We start from the raw sequence: 22245 nt of genomic DNA on the forward strand, positions 1-22245 counted from the left end.
CATGGAACAGCCGCAATACCTGTATCTGTCTGCGGGGGCGCTGGGGGGCGACGGCCACGCCATGCTGTGGAACGGCGCTGGTCACAGCCTGACGCTGCCGCTGGCCGCACTGCTGGCCGGTGACGGCCCGACGCCGGGGCCGGTCCAGCTGATCCTCAGCGCCGCCGATGTGCTGGTGACTTCAGTGCACCTCAGCCGCCGGCAGGCTCGTCATATCGGTAAGGTGCTGCCGTTCCTGTTGGAAGAGTCGTTGCTGGACAGTGCCGAGACGCTTTGGTTTGCCCACGGTAAGCCGCAGGGGCAGGACTACCCGGTGCTGGTTTGCCAGCGCAGCGCACTGGAGCAATTGCTGGCCCGCCTCGCTGATGCCGGCTGGATTGCCAACGGTGCCTGGGTGGATGGCAGTCTGTTAAGTGCCCTCGGCCCGCTGCAAGTGACCCAAGAACAGGAGTTGCTGTGGGTGGCGGCGAACCACCAAGCCTTGGTGTTGCCGCTCAGCGATCAGCAACACGTCGAGGCATTGTTAGCCAGCGAGCCAGACCAAGCCGCCGCAACAATCAGTGATGACGCTACGTTGCGGGATCGTCTGCAACGGGCATTGGCCGCTGACCAAGCACCTAACCTGCTGCATGGCGCGCTGCGGCCGGTGCCAGAACGCAGTGCATTGGCGGAAGCATTCGCACCCTGGCGCAGCGTCACTCGCTATGCGGCGGTAGTGCTGTTGGCGATTTGGGGCATCACCGGTGCGCAGAGCTGGTACTACGATCGTGCTGCCCGCGCGGAAGGCGAGCGGGCGGTAGCGTTGTACCAAGAATTGTTCCCGCAGGCGCCGCGCCCGCAACTGATTCGGCGCGATTTCGCCCGTCAGTTGGAGCTGCTCGGCGGTGGCGGAGCTGACCAAGGCTTCTTGGCGTTGATCGGCCCGGTGGGTGACATTATTGGCGCCGCGCTGGATCAGGGCGTGACCCCGCGCCGGCTGCAGTACGACGAACGGGAAAAAGTGGTGACGGTGGACCTTACCGCCAAAGACTTCGCCATGTTGGAGCAATTACGTGACCGTATTCAGCAACGGGGGCTGCAGGCGGAAATCGGTTCCGCTCGCGGTGAGAATGCTGGCGTCACCGCACGCATGAAAGTAGGGCAGGTGATATGAAAAACAACCTTTTGATGTGGCGCCAGCGCGCGACCACGGCGCTGGAACCGGCACAGGCTTGGTTCGCGGAGCGCGAGGCGCGCGAGCAGCGTCTGTTGGTGGCCTTGGCCATCACCGCGGTGTTGTTCCTGCTCTACGGGATGGTGTGGGCGCCAACGGTGCAAGCCCGTGACGCTGCACGCCAGCGCTATCTGTCCCAAGCGCAGGTGGTCAACTGGATTGAGGACAACGCCGCAGTGGTGCGTCAGGCCGGCGCCCAAAGCAATGGCGGCACGCCGCACTTCAGTGGTGATTGGATCAGTCTGATTAACAGCAGTGCCACGCAGACGGGGTTGACGCTGCGCGGCTACACCCCGGACGGCAGTGATGCGGTGCGGGTGCAGTTGGAGCAGCAGGTGTTTGCTCGTGTGGTGATCTGGTTCCAACAGCTGGAGCAAGAGCAGGGCATCCGCGTCAGCAGCCTAGAAATTTCCGCCTCCCAGCAGCCGGGCACGGTCAACGTGCGCGCTACGCTGCGTCGGGGGGCCTGATGGCATCCATCTCCGCCATTCGCCTGCTGCAAGCCGCACTCTGTTGCGGCTTGTTACTTTTCGGCACCTTGGTACGTGCCGAGGACCCACGCACAGTGATTCTCAGCGCTGAAGATTTGGACCTGGATGCCGCCAGTGCGGCGCTGTCGCTAATGCGCTGGTCAGCGGCGGAGGCGGCGTTTGAGCCGCTGCCGTTCCAGATCGATCCGCTCGACAGCGTCGACATGGTTTGGTTTGCCGACGCCGATCAACAGCGCGACGCCGGCGGTGAGCGTTTCCGCGGCCGCGACCAGTTACTGTTCCGCGCACTCGATGCCGGACCGTTGGCGCCACAGCACGCCCAGCCCGATGTCGGCAAGGTGCTGCGCGAAATCCGGCTCGGCGAGCCGGCGCAGGCGGTGTATGTGGTGCAGGACAATCCGCGTCGCAGCGCGCAGCGCTATATCGAACACGATCTCGCTCAAGGCGTGACCCGCACTGCCAGTTATGAGCTGCGTGTGAATCCCGCCAACGAGCTGGACTGGCGCTACCTCGGTTTCTACAGCTACCGCGGTGAAGGTTCGATCATCGATACGCTGAAAATGCGCATGGCTGCAGGCTTCCTCAACCGCCATGCCCGGATGACCCTGGACAACGACAACTTGCGGCCGCGACAGGTGGCCAACAAGGTCGGCCCGATCCGTTCGGTGATGCATTTGGAAACCAAAGTGGTGCTGGCCGGCATCCCGGTGATGCGGCTGCAAATGCAGGCGCATCGTTACGCGGACCACTACGAGGCGCACAGCTACGCGGTGATTCCACGACTTTACAAAGGTAGTCTGCGCGCGCCGGAAGTACAGGTGACCATCGACGGCAATGCCCAGTATGGCGCGCGGGTGCAGACTGCCCGCGGCGGTACGCTGGTGTCCACCGTGAACGGTCACGGTGATGTGGCGGGGGCGGAACTGGTGGAGCGGGGGCTGAGCACCGACGAAAGCTGGATCCTGTTCGACTCACAAAAGGACTTCATCCTGCTGGCTCAGTTGGCGATGCCGCCGTCGTTGCAAGGCATCCCGCTGGCGTTGGTGTACGAGGACGATGAAGACAAGGCGATGGCCCCGGAGCAGTTCCAAGGCCAACTGCCGAACTTGGGCTATTCGTTGCAGGGTTGGCCACCGTCGCGGGAGCTGCGCTTTGCGGTACAGCTATTGTTCGACCAGAGCCTGCACGGCATGGCCCCCAATGCCTATGCTCAGTGGCGTGGTGGCCAGCCGTCGCTGTCGGTGCGCTATTGGACCGACGGCGACAGCCTGGATCCCGGCGCGTAAACGCCGGGGCTGAGCTCACAACAAGCCGTACAGCCACGGCAACGCCAGCGCTAACATCACACTCACTGCCAAGCCGAGCGCGGCACGGGCGGCATCGGAGCGTACCAGTCGTGCGGTGTCTTGCACTGACGGCTTAAACATGTGCATGGCGATGGCGAACTCACGGCCGGCTAACAGCCCGAGGAACACCCAGGTGGTGCTCATCGGTAGGTGGCTCCACTCTTTGAACACTAACAGCACCAGCGCATAGAGAAAGTCGATCAGGGTGGCGGCGCGGATGTCGCGCGTGCCGGTCTTGCTGGTGACGATCTTTTGGATCTCGCCGCCGTTGCGGTAGAAAATCACGCCTAACAGCAACACGAAGGTGATCACCGCAAAGCTCATCCATTGCGGCGTCACCGCGCGCGGCAGGTAAACAAAAATGTTGGCCAGGTCTTGAATCAGCCATTGGCTCCAAAGGAATGCCGTGGCGAGCCATTGCAGGACCACCCAATAGCCCGGTACCGGCTGGCCTTGAGTGCGGTCGAAGTACTCGGTGGTGCGGCGGATGACAAACCGGTACAGCACGATCGCCAACATGAATGCCACCGCGTAGCCCATCAGCGATTTCACCAGCATGCCGCCGAGGCTGCTCGGCGCGAATAACGTCAGCACCAGGAAGGTGGTGCTGACCGGAATCGAAAACCGTGTCAGCACCAAGATCACCAATGGTGGCACTAGGTAGAGGATGCTGAGCCCACCGGCGGGCAACGGGATACTGTCGAGCCGGTGATAGGCGGCGTCGCCAGTAGGCGACTGCCACCAGCCGTACAGCAGCACCACCACCAGTACTAGGCTGGCAAACAGCCACAGCACCCACCAAGGGCGGCGGGCGTTGGAAGAAATGAAGGTGCCCAAGGTTTGAATGGCGTCGTTAGCTACGATGGAATAGGCCGCGAGCATAAAACCCACCACCATCAACAACTCTTGCATGCAACACATCCCTGACTGTGCGGGGCCGTCCCCCGTGGACGGCCGGCCGGGCCATTAGCGCAAAGCGGTATGTCAGCGGTGCTACACTCGCCGCCACGGAGGGCCTGCGGATGTCGGCATTGTGGAGATCATTAAGCGCCTGGGCGCACTACGCGGCGCTGTGGCTGAGTACGCTGTGGCTGGCATTGGCGCTCGCCTGGAGCCTGCTGGCGCCGTTCGATTTCGGCTATCCGCTGTGGTATCGGGTGATGGATATCGGCGCTCACCTAGACCGCTATGCCAGTCAGAATATTTACAAACCCGGCTTCCAGAATCTGTCTGCTGCTGAGCACCAGGCGTTGTTCGGTGCACTGCGTAAAGCGGTACAGCAGGGCGGCGCAGGGCTGGACAGCATCGGTTATCGCGGGCCGGATGGGCACTGGCGTGCGCTGCTGCGACCGGCGGAGCGCGGTCATTTGCAGGATGTGGCGTGGCTGCTGCAGCAGGCTCGCTGGCTGACGTTGGCCATGGCGCTGCTATGGGGGCTGCTGTGGTGGCGCCGTCGCCGCGCTGCGGTGCTCAGCAGTGGGCAGCAACTGGCCGGCCTGGCGTTGCTGGGAGGGCCATTGGTGCTGTGGCTGCTGTGGAGCGGGCCGACGGCAGTATTCTACCAATTCCACCATTGGCTGTTCCGCGCTGGCCACCCCTGGTTTTTCTATTGGGAAGAATCGTTGATGAGCAGCCTGATGAAGGCCCCCATGCTGTTCGGTGGCATTGCGCTATTGTTAGCAGCGTTGGCATGGCCGTCGGCGTGGCTGCTGTATTGGCTGGCGCGCCCGCGCCGCCCGCTGGACACAGGCGGCGCAGTGGTGCCTCAGTCGTTGTAGCCGAGCAGGTGCGGAATGCTGCGCTCGATGTCGCTGGTGGGCAGTTCCGCCCGGCGGGCGTAGTCCTCCACCTGCTCTCGGCTGATTTTCCCGGTGCCGAAGTAACGCGATTGCGGGTGGCTGAAGTACCAACCGGACACCGCCGCTGATGGGAACATGGCGTAGCTGTCGGTGAGGTGCAGGCCGATGCGTTGGTCCGGTTGCAGTAACTGCCACAGCAGACGCTTTTCGGTGTGGTCCGGGCAAGCCGGATAGCCAGGCGCTGGGCGGATGCCGCGGTAGCGCTCTTTGATCAGTTCCTCGTTGCTGAGTGTCTCGTCGGCAGCGTAGCCCCAGAATTGCTTGCGCACCCGCTCATGTAGGCGCTCGGCAAAGGCTTCCGCCAGGCGGTCAGCCAGTGCCTTGAGCATGATGCTGCTGTAGTCGTCGTGGTCGGCCTCAAAACGTGCCAGATGCTCATCAATGCCAATCCCGGCAGTCACCGCGAACGCACCGAGCCAGTCCTGCACGCCACTGTCGGCGGGCGCGATGTAATCGCTTAGGCACAGGTTCGGTTTTTCACTGCGTGGGCCGCTATCACCGCGATCGGTCTGCTGCCGCAAGTGGTGCAGCGTCATGAACGGCGCTTCACCGTGGGCAGTGCTGAGTTGAATGTCATCGCCCACGGAGGCGGCCGGGAAGAAGCCGATCACCGCGGCAGCGCGCAGCCATTTTTCCTCAATGATGCGGGTCAGCATGGCTTGCGCATCGTCGTACACCTTGGTCGCCTCGATCCCAACCACCTCGTCGCTGAGGATCTGCGGGAAGCGGCCGGCCAACTCCCAAGTACGGAAGAACGGAGTCCAGTCGATGCGCTGCACCAGGTCGGCCAGCGGGTAATCTTCGAACACCTGAATGCCGGGTTGGTTCGGCACCGGCGGGGTGTATTGCTGCCAGTCGGTGGTGAACGGGTTGGCGCGGGCGTCGGCCAGTGCCAGCAGCTTACGCTCCTGCTGCTGGCTGGCGCGGCGCTCCCGCAGCGCGTGGTATTCGTCGCGCACCTGCGCCAGCATTGGCGCGCGCTGCTCGTCGCTCATCAGCGCCGCGACGACGCCCACGGCGCGGGAGGCATCGGTGGTGTAGATCACCGGCCCGCTATAGCGTGGCGCAATCTTCACCGCGGTGTGGATTTTGCTGGTGGTGGCGCCGCCGATCATTAGTGGCAGGGTGAAGCCGCGACGCTCCATCTCCGCGGCCACATGGGCCATCTCATCCAATGACGGCGTGATCAGACCGGATAAGCCGATGATGTCGGCTTTGTGTTCTACGGCGGCGGCGAGGATTTTTTCCGCCGGCACCATCACGCCGAGATCGATCACCTCATAGCCGTTGCACTGCAAGACCACGCCGACGATATTTTTGCCGATGTCGTGTACATCGCCCTTTACGGTGGCGATCACCATGCGGCCGTTGGACACCTCGGTGGTGCCCATTTCCTCGCGCTCTTTTTCCATGAACGGCAGCAGGTAGGCCACCGCTTTCTTCATCACCCGCGCGGACTTAACTACTTGCGGTAGAAACATTTTGCCGGCACCGAACAGGTCTCCGACCACGTTCATGCCGTCCATCAGTGGGCCTTCGATCACATGCAGCGGACGCGGCAGCGCCTGGCGCGCTTCCTCGGTGTCGGCCTCGATGTAATCGGCAATGCCTTTCACCAGCGCATGGGACAGGCGCTCAGTCACGGGCCATTCTCGCCAGGCCAGGTCTTCAACCCGGCCGGTCGCGGTGCTGCCGCCGTCGCGGTATTTCTGTGCCAGCTCGAGCAGCACTTCGGTGCCGTCGGCACTGCGGTTTAGTACCACATCTTCCACCGCCTGCTTCAATTCGGCGGGAATGTCCTCGTAGATTGCCAGCTGGCCGGCGTTGACGATCCCCATATCCATGCCAGCGCGGATGGCGTGGTATAGGAACACCGCGTGAATCGCTTCACGCACTGGCTCGTTGCCGCGGAACGAAAACGACACGTTGGAGACGCCACCGGAAATCAAGGCGTGGGGCAGGGTGGCCTTGATGTCACGCACCGCGTCAATGAAGTCCACCGCGTAGTTGTCGTGCTCCTCAATGCCGGTGGCGATGGCAAAGATATTGGGATCGAAAATGATGTCTTCCGGCGGGAAACCCACTTGGTCTACCAACACGCGGTAGGCGCGGGTGCAGATTTCGACCTTGCGGGCGCGGGTGTCAGCCTGCCCGCTCTCGTCGAATGCCATCACGATCACCGCAGCGCCGTAACGGCGCACCAGTTCGGCATGCTCGATGAAAGCCTGCTCGCCTTCTTTGAGCGAGATCGAGTTGACGATGCCCTTGCCCTGGATGCATTTGAGACCAGCTTCGATCACCTCCCATTTGGAGGAATCGATCATCACCGGCACTTTGGAGATTTCCGGCTCCGAGGCCACCAGGTTGAGGAAGCGCGTCATCGCCTCCACCGCATCGAGCATGCCTTCATCCATGTTGATGTCGATCACCTGGGCACCGGCTTCCACCTGTTGCCGGGCCACTTCCAGCGCGGTGTCGAAATCGCCTTCCTTGATCAGTCGCAGAAAGCGCTTGGAGCCGGTGACGTTGGTGCGTTCGCCCACGTTCACGAACAGACTTTCAGCGGTGATGGTGAGCGGCTCGAGGCCGGACAACCGGCAGGCCACGGGACGTTCCGGCAACGGCCGCGGCGGCAGATCCCGCACCGCGTCCGCCAACGCGCGGATGTGGTCAGGCGTGGTGCCGCAGCAACCGCCGATCAGGTTCAGGAAACCCTGCTCGGCCCAATCGCGAATATGGCGCGCCATATCCGCCGGACTCTGGTCGTATTCGCCCATTTCGTTGGGCAGACCGGCGTTGGGGTGGGCGGACACATAGCCTTCGGCAATACGCGCCAACTCAGCGATGTAAGGACGCAGTTCCTCGGCACCCAGTGCGCAGTTGAGACCCATGGTGATCGGGCGGGCGTGGCGCAGAGAATTGTAAAACGCCTCGGTGGTCTGGCCAGTGAGGGTACGGCCGGAGGCATCGGTAATGGTGCCAGACAGCATCACCGGCACGTCACGTTGGTTGCGGGCTTTCCAGGTTTCCACTGCAAACACCGCCGCTTTGGCGTTGAGGGTATCAAATACGGTTTCGATCATGATCAGATCGGCGCCGCCTTCCATTAGGCCGTCGATGGCTTCCAAATAGCTGTCCACCAGCGCGTCGAAGCTGGTGTTGCGGTAGCCGGGGTCGTTCACATCCGGGCTGATACTGGCGGTACGGTTGGTGGGGCCGATCACACCCGCCACGAAGCGCGGCCGATCCGGCGTCAGCGCTGTGAATTCATCTGCCGCTTGGCGTGCCAGGCGCGCCGAGGCCAGGTTGATCTCGCGGGTGTGCTCCTCCATGCCGTAATCGGCTTGGGCAATACGCGTGGCGTTGAAGGAGTTGGTTTCGAGAATGTCGGCGCCGGCGTCAAGGTAAGCACGGTGGATCGCCAAGATGGTGTCCGGCTGGGTCAGCACCAACAGATCGTTGTTGCCCTGTAGATCCCGGTGCCAATCGGCAAAACGCTCGCCGCGAAATTCCTGCTCGCTGAAGCGATAGCCTTGGATCATGGTGCCCATGGCGCCGTCGAGTACCAGAATGCGTTCAGCCAACGCAGCTTCCAGTTGGACACGGGCGGGAGAGGGGGACCATCGGGCCATTGGGTTTGCTCCAGAGCAATTTCACGGGGCCGGCATTATAACGGCGCAGTCTCTACATTGCCTGTCTCACAAAAGTTCCATCGGATTGTAAAATGTGCTCCGGCGGCGTGGGGATGCCGGGCCAGCTTTGCGATACTCCGCGCCGTTCAACTGATTTCTGGCCTGCCATCATGGTGGGTACGGAGTGACCACGGATCCGGAACGATCCGCGTATGACGACGACGTCCCTAGGAGACACACAGATGCGTAAGACTTTGCTGGCTGCAGCGATCATGGCAGCGGCGCTGCCGCTTTCGGCCCAAGCTCAGGACGCTGAATACGGCGCTTGGTCCGGTTCCGGTGAATTGTCCTACCTGATGAAGCGTGGCAACACCCGCTCCGAGACCTTCTCCGCCAAGGGCAACGCCGAGCGCGACGGTGAAGACTGGCGCCATATCGCCAAGCTGGAAGCCAGCAACATCGCTCAGCGCAGCGACGCCGGCGTTGATGAGCGCACCGCTGAACGCTACTTCGGTTCCTACAAACTCGACGCCAAAATTGACGATGCCAATTACATCTTCAACATTCTGAGCGCCGAGAAAGACCGCTACACCGGCTTCAACTACGAAGCCAGCTACGCGCTGGGTTATGGCCGCCGCGTCATCGAATCCGATATCCAAGTGCTGGATATCGAAGCCGGTCCGGGTTACCGCTTCCGTGAATACGAGCAAACCCCTCCGGGCGGCGACAAAACCGAAGGTGACGCTATTCTGCGTTTGGCAGTGCGCTACAGCTGGGCGATGACCCCGACCGCCACCTTCACCGAAGACCTGAGCAGCGAAATCGGTGAAGACGCCACCGTGACCCGCGCTACCACCGCAGTCACCACCAAGATCAGTGACGCGTGGGGCCTGCGCGTGAGCCACGTGTTGCGCCACACCACTGATCCGGGCTTCACCAAAGGCGTCAAAGCCAAGAAGACCGATCAGGAAATCACCGTCGGCGTTGTGTACAACTTCTGATGCGTGAAAGCCGGCCCACGTCCTGTGGGCCGGCTCTGCTGCGGGCCTTCGCCCGCAGCGTCCTTCTCTCGAAAACCGGCGACATTGCCCAGCCACGCAGGCGGGGCAGGGGGATCAACGCTGCGCGTTCAACTGCGCCACCAGGGCGCGGTCACTGTCTTCTTTCAGCGGCAGGAAAGGTTCGAGGATGTCGTTGCCACGCACTTCCGCGCGGATCACGTGTAGGAAAGTGTAGGCGCCGAGCAGCTTGCGCATCAGAAAGATGAATTCCTTTGGCGGCACATCAAAATGGCGCGACAGGGCGTTCTTGCCAGCCCGTGCCATCACCCGTGCCGGCAGGTCGCTGTCGCCCCAGCGGTACTTCAAGTCGGCGGTAAGGGTTTCCGGCGGCGGTGGATAGCGCTCGGGGTCCTGCAACGCTTCGATCGCTTCGAAACACAGCTCGGCGAATTCATCCAGCACCTTAGGGGGGGCTTGCTCGGAGAGAAAATTGAGCGCCTGCAGGGCCGCCACCAGGCGATTTTGGTCGTGGTAATAGGAGGCGCGGATCATTTCGCGGCCAGGGCCGAGCACCTCGTCGTGAAAATCACGAATGGCGCCAAAATCGAGCAGCACGATCCGGTCGTCGTCCGGTGTGTCACCTACGCGTAGCAGATAGTTGCCAAAGTTGGGGTCGGTCTGCATGCGGCTCCAGCGGAACACCTCCATGCAGCACAATTCCATGATGGCGCGACCGAGGTGGTCGCGGCGCGCCTGTGAAAGACTGGTCACGCTCGGGTCAGAGATGTGTACTCCGCTTTCAAAGCTGAGACAGAGCACGTCATCGGTGCAGTAGTCGTCGACCACCTCCGGCACCACGAAACGCGGATCGTCGGCGAGCAGGGTGGCGAAGTCGCGGGTGGTGCGAGCTTCGAGGCGGTAATCCACCTCACGGCGCAACATGGCGCGGACTTCATCTAGCCAAAGGTTAAATTGATCAGTGATCGGCACCAATCGACTCAACTTGAGTAGTTGCACGACCGCGCGCAGGTCAGAATCTATGGCGTCGGACACGCCCGGGTACTGGATCTTCAGCACCAACTGTTTGCCGTCGCTACGGCGTACTGCGCGGTGTACTTGGCCAAGCGAGGCGGCGCCCAGCGGTTCCGGGTCCACCTCCAGTTCGGCCATGCGGGCGCGGCCGAGGCGCAGCAGCAGGTGGCGCTCGATTGCTGGCCATTCCAATGCGGTGGTGTTGTTTTCCAGCGTATGCAGTGCAGCGGTGACTTCTTCCGGCAGGAAGTGCTCACCGAACAGGGCCATCATTTGGCCGATTTTGACGACTGAGCCTTTGAGCTTGCCGAGTTCCGTGGCCAGCTCCTGGGCCTGCTGCCCGAGGATCGCCTTGCGCCGCTCCGCCCGTTCCTCGCGCGGTGCCAACAAGGTACCGGCCGTCAACGTGGCGTAACGTGCGCCTGCCATGATGCCGGCGCGGGCCAGTGAAAAGCGGCGCTCAAAGGCGCCCGTCTTGACTCGTTTGACCGTCTTGCGCGTCGTCATGGGGTTGCGGTACTCCTGTGCGATCGGTGGCGGCAAGGCAGGGATTGTAGCCCGAATCCGGGAAGGAGATGGAATTGAAGAGCGAGACCTGGGTGTTCCTGCGCGGATTGATCCGCGAATCCCGCCACTGGGGAGAGTTCCCGGCGCAGTGGGTCAGTGGACGCCCCCAGGCGCAACTGGCGCTGGTGGATCTGCCCGGCACTGGGGTGCTGCATGCGGACGCCAGTCCGAGCTCGATGGCAGCGATGCTGGAGCATGTGCGCGGCCAACTGCGGGCCCGTGGGTTGCAGCCGCCGTACCATGTGATGGCACTGTCGCTGGGTGGCATGGTGGCGATCCAGTGGCTGGCCACCGCGCCGGAAGAATTGGCAGCGGTGGTGCTGATGAACACGAGCGCGGCGCCGTTCAATCCACCCTGGGCGCGCTTGCGCCCGGCCAATTACCTGCCGCTCATCTGGCGCGGATTGCTGCGTGGTGAGGGGCGTGGACTGGAAACCGAGATCTTATCGCGCACAACCAATCTGCTGCCGGCCGCTGAAAGTCAGGGCGTACTCGAGCAATGGTTGGAAATCCGCCGCAGCGCGCCGGTTTCGCGCGGTAATACCTGGCGCCAATTGCTGGCAGCCCTGCGTTTCCGGGCCCCCAATAGTTTGCCGCCGCAGGTGCCGGTACTGCTGCTGTCTGGCCGCCGTGACCGCTTGGTGGATCCGGTCTGCTCCCATGTACTGAGCAGCTTGTGGGGTCGGGCACTGAGGGTGCACCCTGCTGCCGGACATGATCTGACACTAGACGCGCCGGACTGGGTGCAACAGACGGTACAAGTCTGGCTGGCTGAGAAGGGGCCGCGTCCAGCCGAACTGAGCGGCGATGAAATGCAGGCGCCGCTGCTGCGCTGAGGGCGATTTGTTCTATCTCAGTACCCAAAACGGAGGCCGGGGCCTCCGTTTCTTATGCTCAGGGCACGGCTCGGGCGCGCTGTACCACTTGCGGTTGCTGCCGCATGAGCTGCGCCAGATCAGCCACTACTGCACCGCTTTCCAGCAAGTATGCGTCGGTATCGTCATCCAACCCTTCCGGATCCAACGCACGTTGCTCATCGAGGGCGCGTAGCGCGGCGTAATCTTTCAACGCATCCTCACCGGCGGCGGCACGGCGGGTGTTCTCCAGCGTCAGCTGGCGCTGCTCGAACTCTTGCTGTTCCTTGCGGCGCTCGGCCTCGTTAAGGGACACCACCTTGCGCGCGCGTTGTTCATTCAGCAGTGATTGTTGCGCACGTACGTACTGGAATTCCGGGTTGTCGCGTACGCGTTGGTCGTGCAGCGGCGTGAGCGTCTTGATGAAGCCAGACAAATCCGCCAACGGCCGGTAGCGGCTGGCTGGAATTTGATCCCACGGCAGTGCGTTGGGCAACGCGCTTTCACCGATTTCCTGCTTGTCGATTAGGAACGGCAAAGCAAGGTCCGGGGTGATGCCCAGGTTCTGGTTGCTGGAGCCGGAGATGCGATAGAACTTGGCTTGTGTCAGCTTGAGCTGCCCATGGGGCAGCGGCAGCAACGTTTGCACTGTACCTTTGCCGAAGGTGTCATCGCCGATGATCAGCGCGCGACCGTAATCCTGCATCGCACCCGCAAAAATCTCCGAGGCAGAGGCCGAGAACCGGTTTACCAGCACCGCCATCGGGCCCCGGTAGAGCGCGCCGGGGACCCGGTCCTGTTCGGCCTGCACTCGGCCACGGGCATCACGTACCTGTACGGTGGGGCCGCCATCAATGAACAGTGATACCAGCTGGGTGGCTTCCAGCAGTGAGCCGCCGCCGTTGTTGCGCAAGTCGATCACCAGCCCATCAATGCCTTGCTTGTCCTGCTCCAACTGGCCGAGCAGTCGCGCTACGTCGCGGGTGGTACTGGTGTAATCCGGCTCGCCGCGGTTGTAGGCGTCAAAGTCCAAATAGAAGGCCGGCAGTCGGATCACACCGATGCGGGCCGCGCTGTGGCCTTCGGCCGCCGGGATGTCGAGGATCAGTTTCTTCGCCGCCTGTTCCTCCAGCATCACTTTGTTGCGTTCGATCACCACTTCACGGGTGGTGTGTTCGCTGTTGCTGCCGGCGGGGATGATTTCCAGCCTTACCTTGCTGCCTTTCGGCCCGCGGATCAGGTTCACGACTTCATCCAAACGCCAGCCAATGACGTTGACGATCTCGCCTTTCTCTTGACCCACGCCGACCACCCGGTCGGCCGGCTTCAGCTGTCCGGCCTTGGCCGCCGGACCACCCGGCACCAGCCGCACCACTTTGGTGTACTCGTCATCCGCCTGTAGCACGGCGCCAATGCCTTCCAGCGAACGGCTCATGCTGATGTTAAAGTTTTCCGAGGTCACCGGGCTGAAATAGGACGTATGCGGGTCGTACACCTGCGTCAGCGCGTTCATGTACACCTGGAACACATCTTCGGCGGTGTTTTGCCGCACCCGTGACAGCTGACTGCGGTAGCGGCGCGCGAGACGGGTCTGGATCTCGTCATCCGCAACGCCGTCGAGGCGCATCGACAGCACTGCATTCTTCAGGCGCTGGTCCCACAGCGTATCCATGGCCTTGCTGTCCGCCGGCCAAGGCTGTTCGCTGCGATCAATCATCAGTGTCTCGGCGCTGTCGAAGTCGAGTTCGTCGAAGCCTTTTTCCAGCTTCGCCAGCAAATAGTCGAGCCGCTCTTCCAGCCGCTGCTGGTAGCGGTTGAAAATACGGTAACCGGACGTCAGGGTGCCGCGTCGCAGGTCCGTTACCAGCTTGCTACGCAGCGGTTCGAATTCGCTGAGATCGCTGGCGAGGAAATACACCCGGTTGGCATCCAAGTCGCGCAGGTAGCGGTCGAACATCTGCGATGACAGCTGCTCGTCCACTGGCAGTTGCTGATAATGACTGCGCAAGCGATCAAGAATGGCGCGCGCTGCCTCGGCATGCACCGGTTCCGGTTGCAACATCCCCGGCGCCTGTTCGGCAGCCTTGGCCGTGGCCGGCGGCGTGTCGCGGCTGAAGGCGCCGGACACCTGCAATGCACCGGCTGCCAGCAGCAGCACCAGCGCGGCAGATTGAAGCAGGGAACTAGGGCGTTGCGTCATCATCAGGAACCGGTCGCCATGCAAGAGGAAGTCAGTATAGGCTATGTGCGCGAACGGGAAACACGGTAGCGCACATGCACCTTCTGTTTATTGGTTTTTTGCTGTTGGGCATTGTTGCCGCGTTGGTCCGCGCCGTTTTTGGCGCACCGGACGCCTTGTCCCACAGCGTGCAGGCCATGCTGGCGGCAGCGGACCTAGGTGTCAAAGTCAGTCTGGGACTGGTTGGCATTTTGACGCTTTGGAGCGGTTTTTTCCGACTGGCGGAGAAAAGCGGATTGGCAGAATCGCTGGCGCGACGGGTGAACCCGTTGCTCGGTGCGCTGATGCCGTCGGAAAAAAAACATCCTGATGCGCTGGGTCCCGTGGCGATGAACTTGTCCGCCAACGTGCTCGGGCTCGACAACGCCGCCACGCCATTGGGATTGAAGGCGATGGAGCGGCTGCAAGCGCATAACCCCTCCCGCGACACCGCTAGCGACAGCCAGATCATGTTTCTGGTGTTGAATACTTCGTCGGTCACGCTGATTCCGGTCACGGTGCTGATGTACCGAGCGCAGCAGGGTGCGGCGGACCCCGCCGATGTCTATCTGCCAATGCTGATTGCTACTACCGCGTCTACGTTCGTGGGCGTCTGGCTGACGGCGCGACTGCAAAAAATCTCATTGATGCAACCCGCTCTGCTGTGGGCCGCCGGGCTCTGGGTTGGGCTGCTGGCGCTGCTGACCTGGTTGTCGACCTCGGTGGCCGGTGATGCCGCCGCGACCTGGTCCAGTGCCATTGGTAATGGCGTGTTGTTGGGGGTGGTGGCGCTGTTCCTGATCGCGGCCCATCGCGCCAAGCTGGATGCCTATGCCACTTTTATCGAGGGGGCGAAAGAAGGCTTCGAAACCGCTGTCCGGCTGATCCCATTCCTGGTCGCGATGCTGGTGGCGATCGCGTTGCTACGCGAAGCCGGGGCGCTGGATTTGTTGTTAGAAGGGATTCGGCGGCTGGTGCAGGCGCTCGGTGTGGATGACGCCTTTGTCGACGCGCTGCCGGTGGCACTGTTGAAACCGCTCACTGGCAGCGGTTCGCGGGCGATGATGCTCGATGTCATGAATACCCACGGCGTGGACTCTTTCGCCGGAAAATTGGCAGCGGTAATGCAAGGCAGCACCGAAACCACCTTCTATGTGCTTGCGGTGTATTTCGGCAGCGTCGGCATCACCCGCATGCGTTATGCACTGTGGTGTGGATTGGCGGCGGATGTAGCCGGTCTCAGTGCTGCCATTGTTGCCAGTTACTGGTTGTTGTGATGGCTCGGATTGCCGTCATCAACGCACAGCATGATCAGTTGTGACGTCTGGATCCTGACTCGCCAAGGGATAGCTGAATGATCTATGTGTTCGATATCGAGGGCGGTACGCTGCGGGAGCGCGGCGCTGATGCCCAGCATCTGGAAGCACTGCGCAGCGCGCGTTGGATTGATGTGGTCGATCCCGAGGACGACGAAACCGCGCTGTTGAATCAGCTGCGCAAGGGTATCGTGCCGGACGATTTCGATGATGTTGAGGAAATCGAAGCGTCGGCGCGGTTCTTCACCGATGACGCTGGCATCCATGTGCACTCGCTGTTTCTTTACCAGAGTGAAGGGCGGCACCGCACCACCACGGTGGCGTTCGTGCTGGCGGGTGACCAGCTGCTCACGCTACGCGATACCGAGGTGGCGGACTTCCGACTGATGCGGATGCGCGCGCGCCGGGCTTGGGTAAAAGCCGATGAGCCGTTCGACATTTTGCTCAGTATTCTTGAGCAGAAAGTAGAAAACCTTGCTGATGCGTTGGAGCACATCCACCGACAATTGGAAAACGTCAGCCAGATGGTGCTTGAGGATGAAACCTCGAAGATGGAAGACGCCATCGACCGTATGGCCAAGCTGGAAGACAGCAACGGAAAAATCCGTTTGTGTTTGATGGATACCCAGCGCTCCATTTCATTCCTACTGCGCCATATCCGCAGCGATGCGGAGCGACGCGCGCTGTGCATGGAGGTGCAGCACGACATCGAGACGTTACTGACCCATACCAACTTCCTGTTCGAAAAAATTAACTTCCTAATGGATACCGCTCAGGGCTTCATCAACATCGAACAGGCGCAGATCATCAAAACGTTCTCGATCGCCGCTGTGGTGTTCCTGCCACCAACCATGGTCGCCAGCATCTACGGCATGAACTTCCAGATCATGCCGGAGCTGAATTGGGATGTGGGGTACCCGTTCGCGCTGGGGCTGATGTTCCTGTCCGGGGTGGCGCCGTACCTGTACTTCAAATTCCGCGGCTGGCTATGACGCTGCGGCTCAGCACAGCGTCCAGCGGTCCGCCACCAGTTCAGCGCGTTGCTCTTCTTGCAGCTTGATCAGGTGCGCGGTCAGTGACAGTGATGCCACGCCATGCAGAAATACTGGCGTGTCGTCATACACCGTGGTTACCAGTTCCGCCACAGTGCTGCCGGGTTGTTCGCGGAGCATCCGCACCACTTTGTCCTCGCGGCGTTGGCGGTGGCCAAGGGTGTATTCAATGTAATCCTGTGGGTGACTGACCACATCACCGTGACCGGGCGCCAGCAGCGACAACGGCTCGGATTGCAGCCGTGCCAAGGAGCGGAGGTAGGCCGACATCGATCCTGCCGGTGGCGCCACCACCACCGTTGAACCCTGAATCAAGTGGTCACCACTGAACAACACGCCGGTTTCTTCCACCAAATAGCAGAAGTGATTGGAGACATGGCCGGGAGTGGCGATGGCGCGCAGATGGCGGCCGTCTGCCAAAGCTAGGCGGTAGCCGTCTTCCACTAACGTGTCGGGCTGCCAAGCCTCGTCCTGCAGGCCGTCGTCCGGCGCCAATGGGCCGTGGCAATGCAGATCACCAAGCAATTGCGCGGCAGGGGAGTGGTCACGATGGGTGTGGGTGACGATCACCGCCACCAGCGGCTGTCCCAGTTGCTCTGCAGCGGCCAGCAGCGCCGCAGCGTGCTGGCTGTCCGCCGGACCGGGGTCTAACACAGCCAGTCCATGCGGCAATGCCAGCAGATAGCTGTTGGTGCCGGGCCCGGTCATCATGCCAGGATTGGGTGCCAGCACCCGCCAGACACCCTCCGAAATTGCCGTTGGCACACCGGGAATCAAGCCGCTAGAAGACATTGCTCCACCCTTGGTTATGGGAAAACCGGGGCATTCTGACGTTTTGCCGCTTGCAGGCCAAGCCGCAGTGACTGAGCGGTTCAGACGCCGCCTTGTTGATAGCCTTCCACCGCCATCACTTCTACCGTCACTTGCTGCTGATCGCCGAGCAGCGTGGCGGGCAGGCGTACGACCTGCGAATAGGGATAACTACCGCCCACAGGCACATGCTGTTGCAGTCGCAAGGGAGCCGAAGCCAGCTCCTGACAAGGCTGATCAGCAAGGCACTCCCGCACCAGTGCACGCGCTTGGACCCGAGCCAGCGGATGCTCGGCCAAGTTGTAAATACGGCCACTGACGCGCAAGCCGGTTTCCAGTGGTCGCACCTGTTCTACGGTCAGCCGAACACTACTGGGCGCCAGCGCCACCAGCTCATTGCGATCAGCTTCCAAGAGCGCCACGCCGAGCACACCGAATACCGCTAGCACTGCCACACAGGCGGCCGCGAACGGACGGCGGCCCTGGTGCCAGCTAAACCACAGCAGTACCACGGCAGCCACTAGGACTGCGATCATCAACAACACTCTAAGCATGGAAAACCTCGTGCAAGCCAGTGGAGCGGTGGTGGAAGCGGGGCGCCTTACTATAATGCCTGTAACACCTAGGAGGCCCATGATGCTGATCGTTGTTTCCCCTGCCAAGACACTGGACTATCAGTCGCCGCTGCCGGCACTAACGCCGAGCCAGCCACGTCAACTGGAACACAGTGCTTTGCTGATCGAGCAGGCGCGCAAAATGTCGGCCGCCGATTTGTCGCGCTTGATGAAAGTCAGCGATGCCATCGCGGAATTGAATGTGCAGCGGTTCGCTGACTGGCAGCCGCAGATGGATGAGGGCGCCGCACGGCCTGCCTTATTCGCCTTCAAGGGCGATGTGTATACCGGGCTGGATGTGAGTCGTTTTTCCGCCGCTGATCTCGACGCTGCCCAGCAGCGTTTGCGCATCCTGTCCGGGCTTTACGGGCTGCTGCGTCCGCTGGACATGATGCGTCCCTATCGACTGGAGATGGGGACCCGCATGGCCAATGAACGTGGCAAAGACCTGTACCAGTTCTGGGGTGATCGCATTACCGACTTGCTGCGTGAAGACATGGCTGCGCAGCAGACCGATACCTTGCTCAACTTGGCGTCGCAGGAATATTTCGGTGCGGTGAAGCCGGCCCGCTTGCAGCAGCGCATTGTGACGCCGCAGTTCTTGGATGAGAAAAACGGCGTTTATAAAATCATTAGCTTCCATGCCAAGAAAGCACGGGGCTTGATGGCCGCTTGGGTGCTGCAAAACCGGGTGACGCAGGTCAGTGATCTGGAGCAGTTCGACGTGGCCGGCTACCGCTTTGCGGCAGCGGATTCTGATGCCGACACGCTGGTATTTCGCCGCCCAGCCTCCGCGCAGGGATGAGACCAGGCAGCGACGGGGCGCTCAGTCTTGCCAAGGCGATTGGAAGCCATCCGGTTTTACCGCGAGGAAGTCGCCCTGCGCATTAAGAGCGATTTTTTCTGCGGTACTGCCGAACAGTAGCCGGCGCAGCGGGTCTCGCTGTACCGTACCGAGTACCAGCAACTGCGGTGCGTGTTCGCTTTGGTAGGCAGCCAGCGCTTGGGCCGGCTCACCTTCCAGCAGCACCTGGTTGCTATGCTCGAGACCAGCCTGTTCACACAATTGGTTCAGACGCTGCACGTAGTAGTCGCGCACTGACTTCATATCGACGGTGTAAGTCGGTAGGCCTTCGCCCACAATCAGCAGCAGATTGTCGTCCGGATGTTCAATCACGTGAGCGAGACGCAGCGTGCCATCGAGTGCATCACTGAAATGCCGCGCTGCTTTGACCACCTCGGCGTTGAGGCCGGCGAGCGCGCCTTCGTCTTGATCCGGATCCACTGCCGCCAGCACGTCCACAGCGCCGCGCCAGGGCAGGGACGATACGCACATCACCGGGCAGGGCGCCTTGCGCAACAGGATCCAGTGGCGTGGTGTCAGCAGTAGCCGCGAAAGGCCGGTAGTGCCTTCATCGCCACTCTGAATCACTACACATTCCGGAATGTCGGCCAAGATGACATCGCGCAGGGCGCTCTCGTCGTCTTTTTCCCAGGCCAGCAGGATTTCCACTTCGCTACGACATTCGCTGCAGTCCTGCAGCAGTTGCGCGATTCGCTGCCGCCAGCTGTGCTCCAGCGACGCCTTGGCGCGCTCGAAGTGTTCACTGGAACCATTGGTCGCGCGGACCAGCGCTGGTGCGTAAATATTGACGAATATCCGCAGCCGCCGGCGGTTCTCTTGGGCCAGATGGGCGGCCTTGAGCAGCGCCATCTGCGGACATTTAAGATCGGGTTCGAGTACTGCTAGGACCGGGGTCATGACCACCTCACTGTGACGCAGCGACTGGGACAGGTATCAGCTTGTACAGGTTTTGCGAGAATCGCCACATAGGCCCGGGCGATCAAGGATCTGGATTTCGCGGCCGTCGACGCTGATCAGTTCCTGCTGCTGAAGCCGGGTGAATATTCGGCTAACGGTTTCCACGGCAAGCCCCAAGTAGTTGGCGATATCGTAGCGTGACATCGGCAGGCGGAACTGGGTATTGGACAGGCCACGGCGCTGGTGGCGCGCGCCGATACTGAGGATCAGCGATGCCACACGGTCATCCGCCGATTTTTTGCTAAGCAGCATGTGTAGCATCCGATCTTCCTGGATTTCGCGGCTCATGAGGCTGAAGAAATGGCGCTGCAGGGTCGGAATCTTGGTCGACAAGGCTTCCAGCTGGGTGAATGGAATCTCACACACGGTGGACGTTTCAAGCGCCTTGGCGGAAGACACATGGTGGGCGGTGCCGATGCCGTCCATGCCGACGATTTCGCCGGGCAGGTAGAAGCCGGTGACCTGCTCATCACCTTCTTCAGACATGGAATACGTTTTCAGCGCGCCACTGCGCACCGCGTAGACCGCTTCAAAGGAATCGGCGGCACGGTAAAGGTGCTCGCCCCGTTTCAGTGGGCGGCCGCGGCGGATCATGCGGTCCAGCTCATCCAGCTGTTCCGGCTCCACGGCTAGTGGCAAGCAGATCTGGCTGAGGCTGCAATCGTTGCAGGACACTCGGACTGTCAAGGTCGTCTCCGGTTGCACTGAGGGTGGGGATGTCACACTACAGTAGTATACGACCACCACCGAATTTTGCATGGTAGTGTGATCGGGTCCTCAGATGATACGACTAAACCGGGTGGCGGTCTGCGGCGTTTGATAGCGATCAAACACCATGGCCACAGCTCGCGCCGCTAAGCGTCCCATTTCAGTAATCTGCAACAGGCGTCCATCGAAAGTGACCAACCCGTCGGCCAGCAACGGCCGTAGCGAGTCCAACTCGGCGCGGAAATAATTGGCAGCGTCGATCTGCCAGTGCTGGCCGAATTGTTCCAAATCCAACTGCATACCGCACAGCAGCGTCATGATCAGATCGCGACGTAATTCGTCGTCCTGATCAAGCCGGTAGCCTTGTCGCACCGGGAATCGGGCTTGGTTCAGCGACATCTGCCAGTCATCGATTTGGCGTGCGTTCTGGGCGTATAAGGTGCCGAGTTGGCTGATGGATGAGACTCCGAAACCAACCAAGTCGGCATCGCCGTGCAAGCTGTAGCCCTGGAAGTTCCGGCACAGCGTGCCGTCTCGCTGTGCTTGTGCCAGCGCGTCATCGGGCTTGGCAAAGTGGTCCATGCCAATCAGCTGATAGCCCATTTCTTCCAACATGCTGCCGGCGCGGGTGAGCATGCGCAGCTTTTCAGAGGGTGAGGGCAGGGTGGTTTCATCGATCTGACGCTGCACCTTGAACCGGCTCGGAAGATGGGCGTAGTTATAGAGCGAGATACGATCGGGATCGAGTGCACCCAATTGTTCCAACGTCCGTGCCAATGAGGTTTCTGATTGCCAGGGGAGGCCATAGATCAGGTCTGCATTGATGGAGCGGAAACCGAAGTCGCGGGCGCTGCGGAACAGTGCAAGAATCGTCTCGAACGGCTGCACCCGGTTTACTGCCTGTTGTACTCGTGGGTCGAGATCCTGCACGCCGAAGCTCAGGCGGTTGAAACCAAGTCCGCGCAGCAAGCTCAGTCGGCTGCTGGTGACGGTACGCGGGTCTACTTCGATGCCGTAATCCCCCCGATCCTGATCTAGCAAGTGGAACAAGCGGCCGGTTTGATGCATCAAGCGTGTTAGCTGGGCATCGTCAAAAAAAGTCGGCGTGCCGCCGCCCCAGTGCATCTGAACCACCGGCCGCTGACTGTCGATCAACGCGCTTTTCAGCGTCATTTCCTTCAGCAATGTTTCTAAATACGGTTCGGCGATGCGTTTGTCACCGGTGACGATGCGGTTGCAGGCGCAGTAATAGCAGACGTGCTCGCAGAAGGGGATGTGCATGTACAGCGACAGCGCCCGCTTGGCGTTATTGCCGTCCGCCAACGCGTCGCGGTAGTCCTGGTCGGTGATTTCTTCATGGAAGCTGCTGGCCGCAGGATAGGAGGTGTAACGCGGGCCATGTCCGCCGTAACGCTTGATGATGTCGGGGTTCCAGCAACTCATTCAGACTCTCCGGCGCCAGTGCCATATGGGAGGCTGTGATAATGACGTTTAGGCTAGAAAGCGAGTTGATGCACGTCAACGGAGAGCTGGCTAGCTGAAGGTGCGGCAGTGTCCCGGTGATGTCAGGTCGATCGGTGTAAACCTGTGGTGTACTAGGGTCCGGGGTGTCGACATAGACTGACCATTGGGGCGAGCCAGGTGCTGATCGACAGTTGGGCGACCTGTCTGGCCTTAATGAGTACGTCATTTGACATAATATACATTACA

General features: G+C 61.2%; 18 protein-coding genes. 9 read left to right on the forward strand and 9 right to left on the reverse strand.

Annotated elements, in window-relative coordinates; all coding sequences use genetic code 11:
- Position 1 precedes the first annotated feature (1 nt).
- The 3 genes from gspL to AB5I84_RS07290 are packed head-to-tail and all read left to right on the forward strand — an operon-like array spanning position 2 to position 2990.
- Positions 2 to 1153, forward strand: a complete 1152-nt coding sequence (gene gspL / locus AB5I84_RS07280) for a type II secretion system protein GspL (protein WP_369455194.1) — start codon at positions 2 to 4, stop codon at positions 1151 to 1153.
- Positions 1150 to 1683 carry a type II secretion system protein M gene (locus AB5I84_RS07285; RefSeq protein ID WP_369455195.1) on the forward strand — a complete coding sequence of 178 codons (534 nt, stop codon included), beginning with the start codon at positions 1150 to 1152 and terminating at the stop codon, positions 1681 to 1683. Before gspL ends, AB5I84_RS07285 begins: the two co-directional genes overlap by 4 nt.
- A complete protein-coding gene (locus AB5I84_RS07290; protein WP_369455196.1) occupies positions 1683 to 2990 on the forward strand; it encodes a hypothetical protein in 1308 nt (435 codons plus the stop codon). The genes AB5I84_RS07285 and AB5I84_RS07290 overlap by 1 nt, the downstream gene beginning before the upstream one ends.
- Before the next feature lie 15 nt (positions 2991 to 3005).
- Here AB5I84_RS07290 and AB5I84_RS07295 read toward each other — a convergent pair whose 3' ends face one another.
- Positions 3006 to 3962, reverse strand: a complete 957-nt coding sequence (locus tag AB5I84_RS07295; RefSeq protein ID WP_369455197.1) for a hypothetical protein — start codon at positions 3960 to 3962, stop codon at positions 3006 to 3008.
- Between the two features lie 110 nt (positions 3963 to 4072).
- Between AB5I84_RS07295 and AB5I84_RS07300 the strand changes: the two genes are divergently transcribed.
- Positions 4073 to 4828, forward strand: coding sequence for a lipoprotein intramolecular transacylase Lit (locus tag AB5I84_RS07300; RefSeq protein ID WP_369455198.1), 756 nt, complete (start codon positions 4073 to 4075; stop codon positions 4826 to 4828).
- Here the strand turns inward: AB5I84_RS07300 and metH are convergent.
- On the reverse strand, positions 4816 to 8541 hold the full coding sequence (gene metH / locus AB5I84_RS07305) for a methionine synthase (protein ID WP_369455199.1): 3726 nt from the start codon (positions 8539 to 8541) through the stop codon (positions 4816 to 4818). The two genes, AB5I84_RS07300 and metH, sit on opposite strands and share 13 nt — an antisense overlap.
- A gap of 242 nt (positions 8542 to 8783) precedes the next feature.
- Between metH and AB5I84_RS07310 the strand changes: the two genes are divergently transcribed.
- Positions 8784 to 9542: a DUF481 domain-containing protein gene (locus tag AB5I84_RS07310; protein WP_369455200.1), complete on the forward strand. Its 759-nt coding sequence runs from the start codon at positions 8784 to 8786 to the stop codon at positions 9540 to 9542.
- Positions 9543 to 9656: 114 nt separating this feature from the next.
- Here the strand turns inward: AB5I84_RS07310 and AB5I84_RS07315 are convergent, their stop codons facing one another.
- Complete coding sequence (locus AB5I84_RS07315) at positions 9657 to 11081, reverse strand: ABC1 kinase family protein (RefSeq protein ID WP_369455201.1); 1425 nt, start codon at positions 11079 to 11081, stop codon at positions 9657 to 9659.
- A gap of 74 nt (positions 11082 to 11155) precedes the next feature.
- On the opposite strand from AB5I84_RS07315, the gene AB5I84_RS07320 reads away from it, so the two are divergent.
- Complete coding sequence (locus AB5I84_RS07320) at positions 11156 to 11977, forward strand: alpha/beta fold hydrolase (protein ID WP_369455202.1); 822 nt, start codon at positions 11156 to 11158, stop codon at positions 11975 to 11977.
- Positions 11978 to 12035: 58 nt separating this feature from the next.
- Here the strand turns inward: AB5I84_RS07320 and AB5I84_RS07325 are convergent, their stop codons facing one another.
- Positions 12036 to 14195 carry a carboxy terminal-processing peptidase gene (locus AB5I84_RS07325; protein WP_369455203.1) on the reverse strand — a complete coding sequence of 720 codons (2160 nt, stop codon included), beginning with the start codon at positions 14193 to 14195 and terminating at the stop codon, positions 12036 to 12038.
- A 74-nt stretch (positions 14196 to 14269) separates the two neighbouring features.
- Between AB5I84_RS07325 and AB5I84_RS07330 the strand changes: the two genes are divergently transcribed.
- Both AB5I84_RS07330 and corA read left to right on the forward strand, forming a co-directional pair.
- Entirely contained in the window at positions 14270 to 15490 is a 1221-nt protein-coding gene (locus AB5I84_RS07330) for a nucleoside recognition domain-containing protein (RefSeq protein WP_369455204.1), read from the forward strand.
- A 77-nt stretch (positions 15491 to 15567) separates the two neighbouring features.
- Positions 15568 to 16521, forward strand: coding sequence for a magnesium/cobalt transporter CorA (gene corA / locus AB5I84_RS07335; RefSeq protein WP_369455205.1), 954 nt, complete (start codon positions 15568 to 15570; stop codon positions 16519 to 16521).
- Positions 16522 to 16530: 9 nt separating this feature from the next.
- Here corA and AB5I84_RS07340 read toward each other — a convergent pair whose 3' ends face one another.
- Together AB5I84_RS07340 and AB5I84_RS07345 are read right to left on the reverse strand one after the other, a co-directional pair.
- Positions 16531 to 17373 carry an MBL fold metallo-hydrolase gene (locus AB5I84_RS07340; protein WP_369455206.1) on the reverse strand — a complete coding sequence of 281 codons (843 nt, stop codon included), beginning with the start codon at positions 17371 to 17373 and terminating at the stop codon, positions 16531 to 16533.
- A gap of 80 nt (positions 17374 to 17453) precedes the next feature.
- On the reverse strand, positions 17454 to 17927 hold the full coding sequence (locus tag AB5I84_RS07345; RefSeq protein WP_369455207.1) for a hypothetical protein: 474 nt from the start codon (positions 17925 to 17927) through the stop codon (positions 17454 to 17456).
- A 100-nt stretch (positions 17928 to 18027) separates the two neighbouring features.
- Here AB5I84_RS07345 and yaaA point away from each other — a divergent pair, with 100 nt between their 5' ends.
- A complete protein-coding gene (yaaA, locus tag AB5I84_RS07350) occupies positions 18028 to 18810 on the forward strand; it encodes a peroxide stress protein YaaA (protein ID WP_369456070.1) in 783 nt (260 codons plus the stop codon).
- A 21-nt stretch (positions 18811 to 18831) separates the two neighbouring features.
- Here yaaA and AB5I84_RS07355 read toward each other — a convergent pair whose 3' ends face one another.
- The 3 genes from AB5I84_RS07355 to hemN form a co-directional block, all read right to left on the reverse strand.
- A complete protein-coding gene (locus AB5I84_RS07355; RefSeq protein ID WP_369455208.1) occupies positions 18832 to 19767 on the reverse strand; it encodes a universal stress protein in 936 nt (311 codons plus the stop codon).
- Between the two features lie 36 nt (positions 19768 to 19803).
- On the reverse strand, positions 19804 to 20514 hold the full coding sequence (gene fnr, locus AB5I84_RS07360) for a fumarate/nitrate reduction transcriptional regulator Fnr (RefSeq protein ID WP_369455209.1): 711 nt from the start codon (positions 20512 to 20514) through the stop codon (positions 19804 to 19806).
- 90 nt (positions 20515 to 20604) lie between these two features.
- A complete protein-coding gene (gene hemN, locus AB5I84_RS07365; RefSeq protein WP_369455210.1) occupies positions 20605 to 21978 on the reverse strand; it encodes an oxygen-independent coproporphyrinogen III oxidase in 1374 nt (457 codons plus the stop codon).
- Positions 21979 to 22245 lie beyond the last annotated feature (267 nt).

Origin of the sequence: Alcanivorax sp. REN37 (assembly GCF_041102775.1) — a bacterium.
GTDB lineage: Bacteria > Pseudomonadota > Gammaproteobacteria > Pseudomonadales > Alcanivoracaceae > Isoalcanivorax > Isoalcanivorax beigongshangi.

Coding starts and splice junctions, on each gene's coding strand:
- AB5I84_RS07340 (WP_369455206.1), bottom strand. CDS start 17,373: ATGTCTTCTAGCGGCTTGATTCCCGGTGTGCCAACGGCAATTTCGGAG.
- AB5I84_RS07355 (WP_369455208.1), bottom strand. CDS start 19,767: ATGACCCCGGTCCTAGCAGTACTCGAACCCGATCTTAAATGTCCGCAG.
- AB5I84_RS07345 (WP_369455207.1), bottom strand. CDS start 17,927: ATGATCGCAGTCCTAGTGGCTGCCGTGGTACTGCTGTGGTTTAGCTGG.
- AB5I84_RS07290 (WP_369455196.1), top strand. CDS start 1,683: ATGGCATCCATCTCCGCCATTCGCCTGCTGCAAGCCGCACTCTGTTGC.
- AB5I84_RS07330 (WP_369455204.1), top strand. CDS start 14,270: ATGCACCTTCTGTTTATTGGTTTTTTGCTGTTGGGCATTGTTGCCGCG.
- yaaA (WP_369456070.1), top strand. CDS start 18,028: ATGCTGATCGTTGTTTCCCCTGCCAAGACACTGGACTATCAGTCGCCG.
- corA (WP_369455205.1), top strand. CDS start 15,568: ATGATCTATGTGTTCGATATCGAGGGCGGTACGCTGCGGGAGCGCGGC.
- gspL (WP_369455194.1), top strand. CDS start 2: ATGGAACAGCCGCAATACCTGTATCTGTCTGCGGGGGCGCTGGGGGGC.
- AB5I84_RS07300 (WP_369455198.1), top strand. CDS start 4,073: ATGTCGGCATTGTGGAGATCATTAAGCGCCTGGGCGCACTACGCGGCG.
- AB5I84_RS07325 (WP_369455203.1), bottom strand. CDS start 14,195: ATGACGCAACGCCCTAGTTCCCTGCTTCAATCTGCCGCGCTGGTGCTG.
- metH (WP_369455199.1), bottom strand. CDS start 8,541: ATGGCCCGATGGTCCCCCTCTCCCGCCCGTGTCCAACTGGAAGCTGCG.
- AB5I84_RS07310 (WP_369455200.1), top strand. CDS start 8,784: ATGCGTAAGACTTTGCTGGCTGCAGCGATCATGGCAGCGGCGCTGCCG.
- AB5I84_RS07295 (WP_369455197.1), bottom strand. CDS start 3,962: ATGCAAGAGTTGTTGATGGTGGTGGGTTTTATGCTCGCGGCCTATTCC.
- AB5I84_RS07315 (WP_369455201.1), bottom strand. CDS start 11,081: ATGACGACGCGCAAGACGGTCAAACGAGTCAAGACGGGCGCCTTTGAG.
- hemN (WP_369455210.1), bottom strand. CDS start 21,978: ATGAGTTGCTGGAACCCCGACATCATCAAGCGTTACGGCGGACATGGC.
- AB5I84_RS07285 (WP_369455195.1), top strand. CDS start 1,150: ATGAAAAACAACCTTTTGATGTGGCGCCAGCGCGCGACCACGGCGCTG.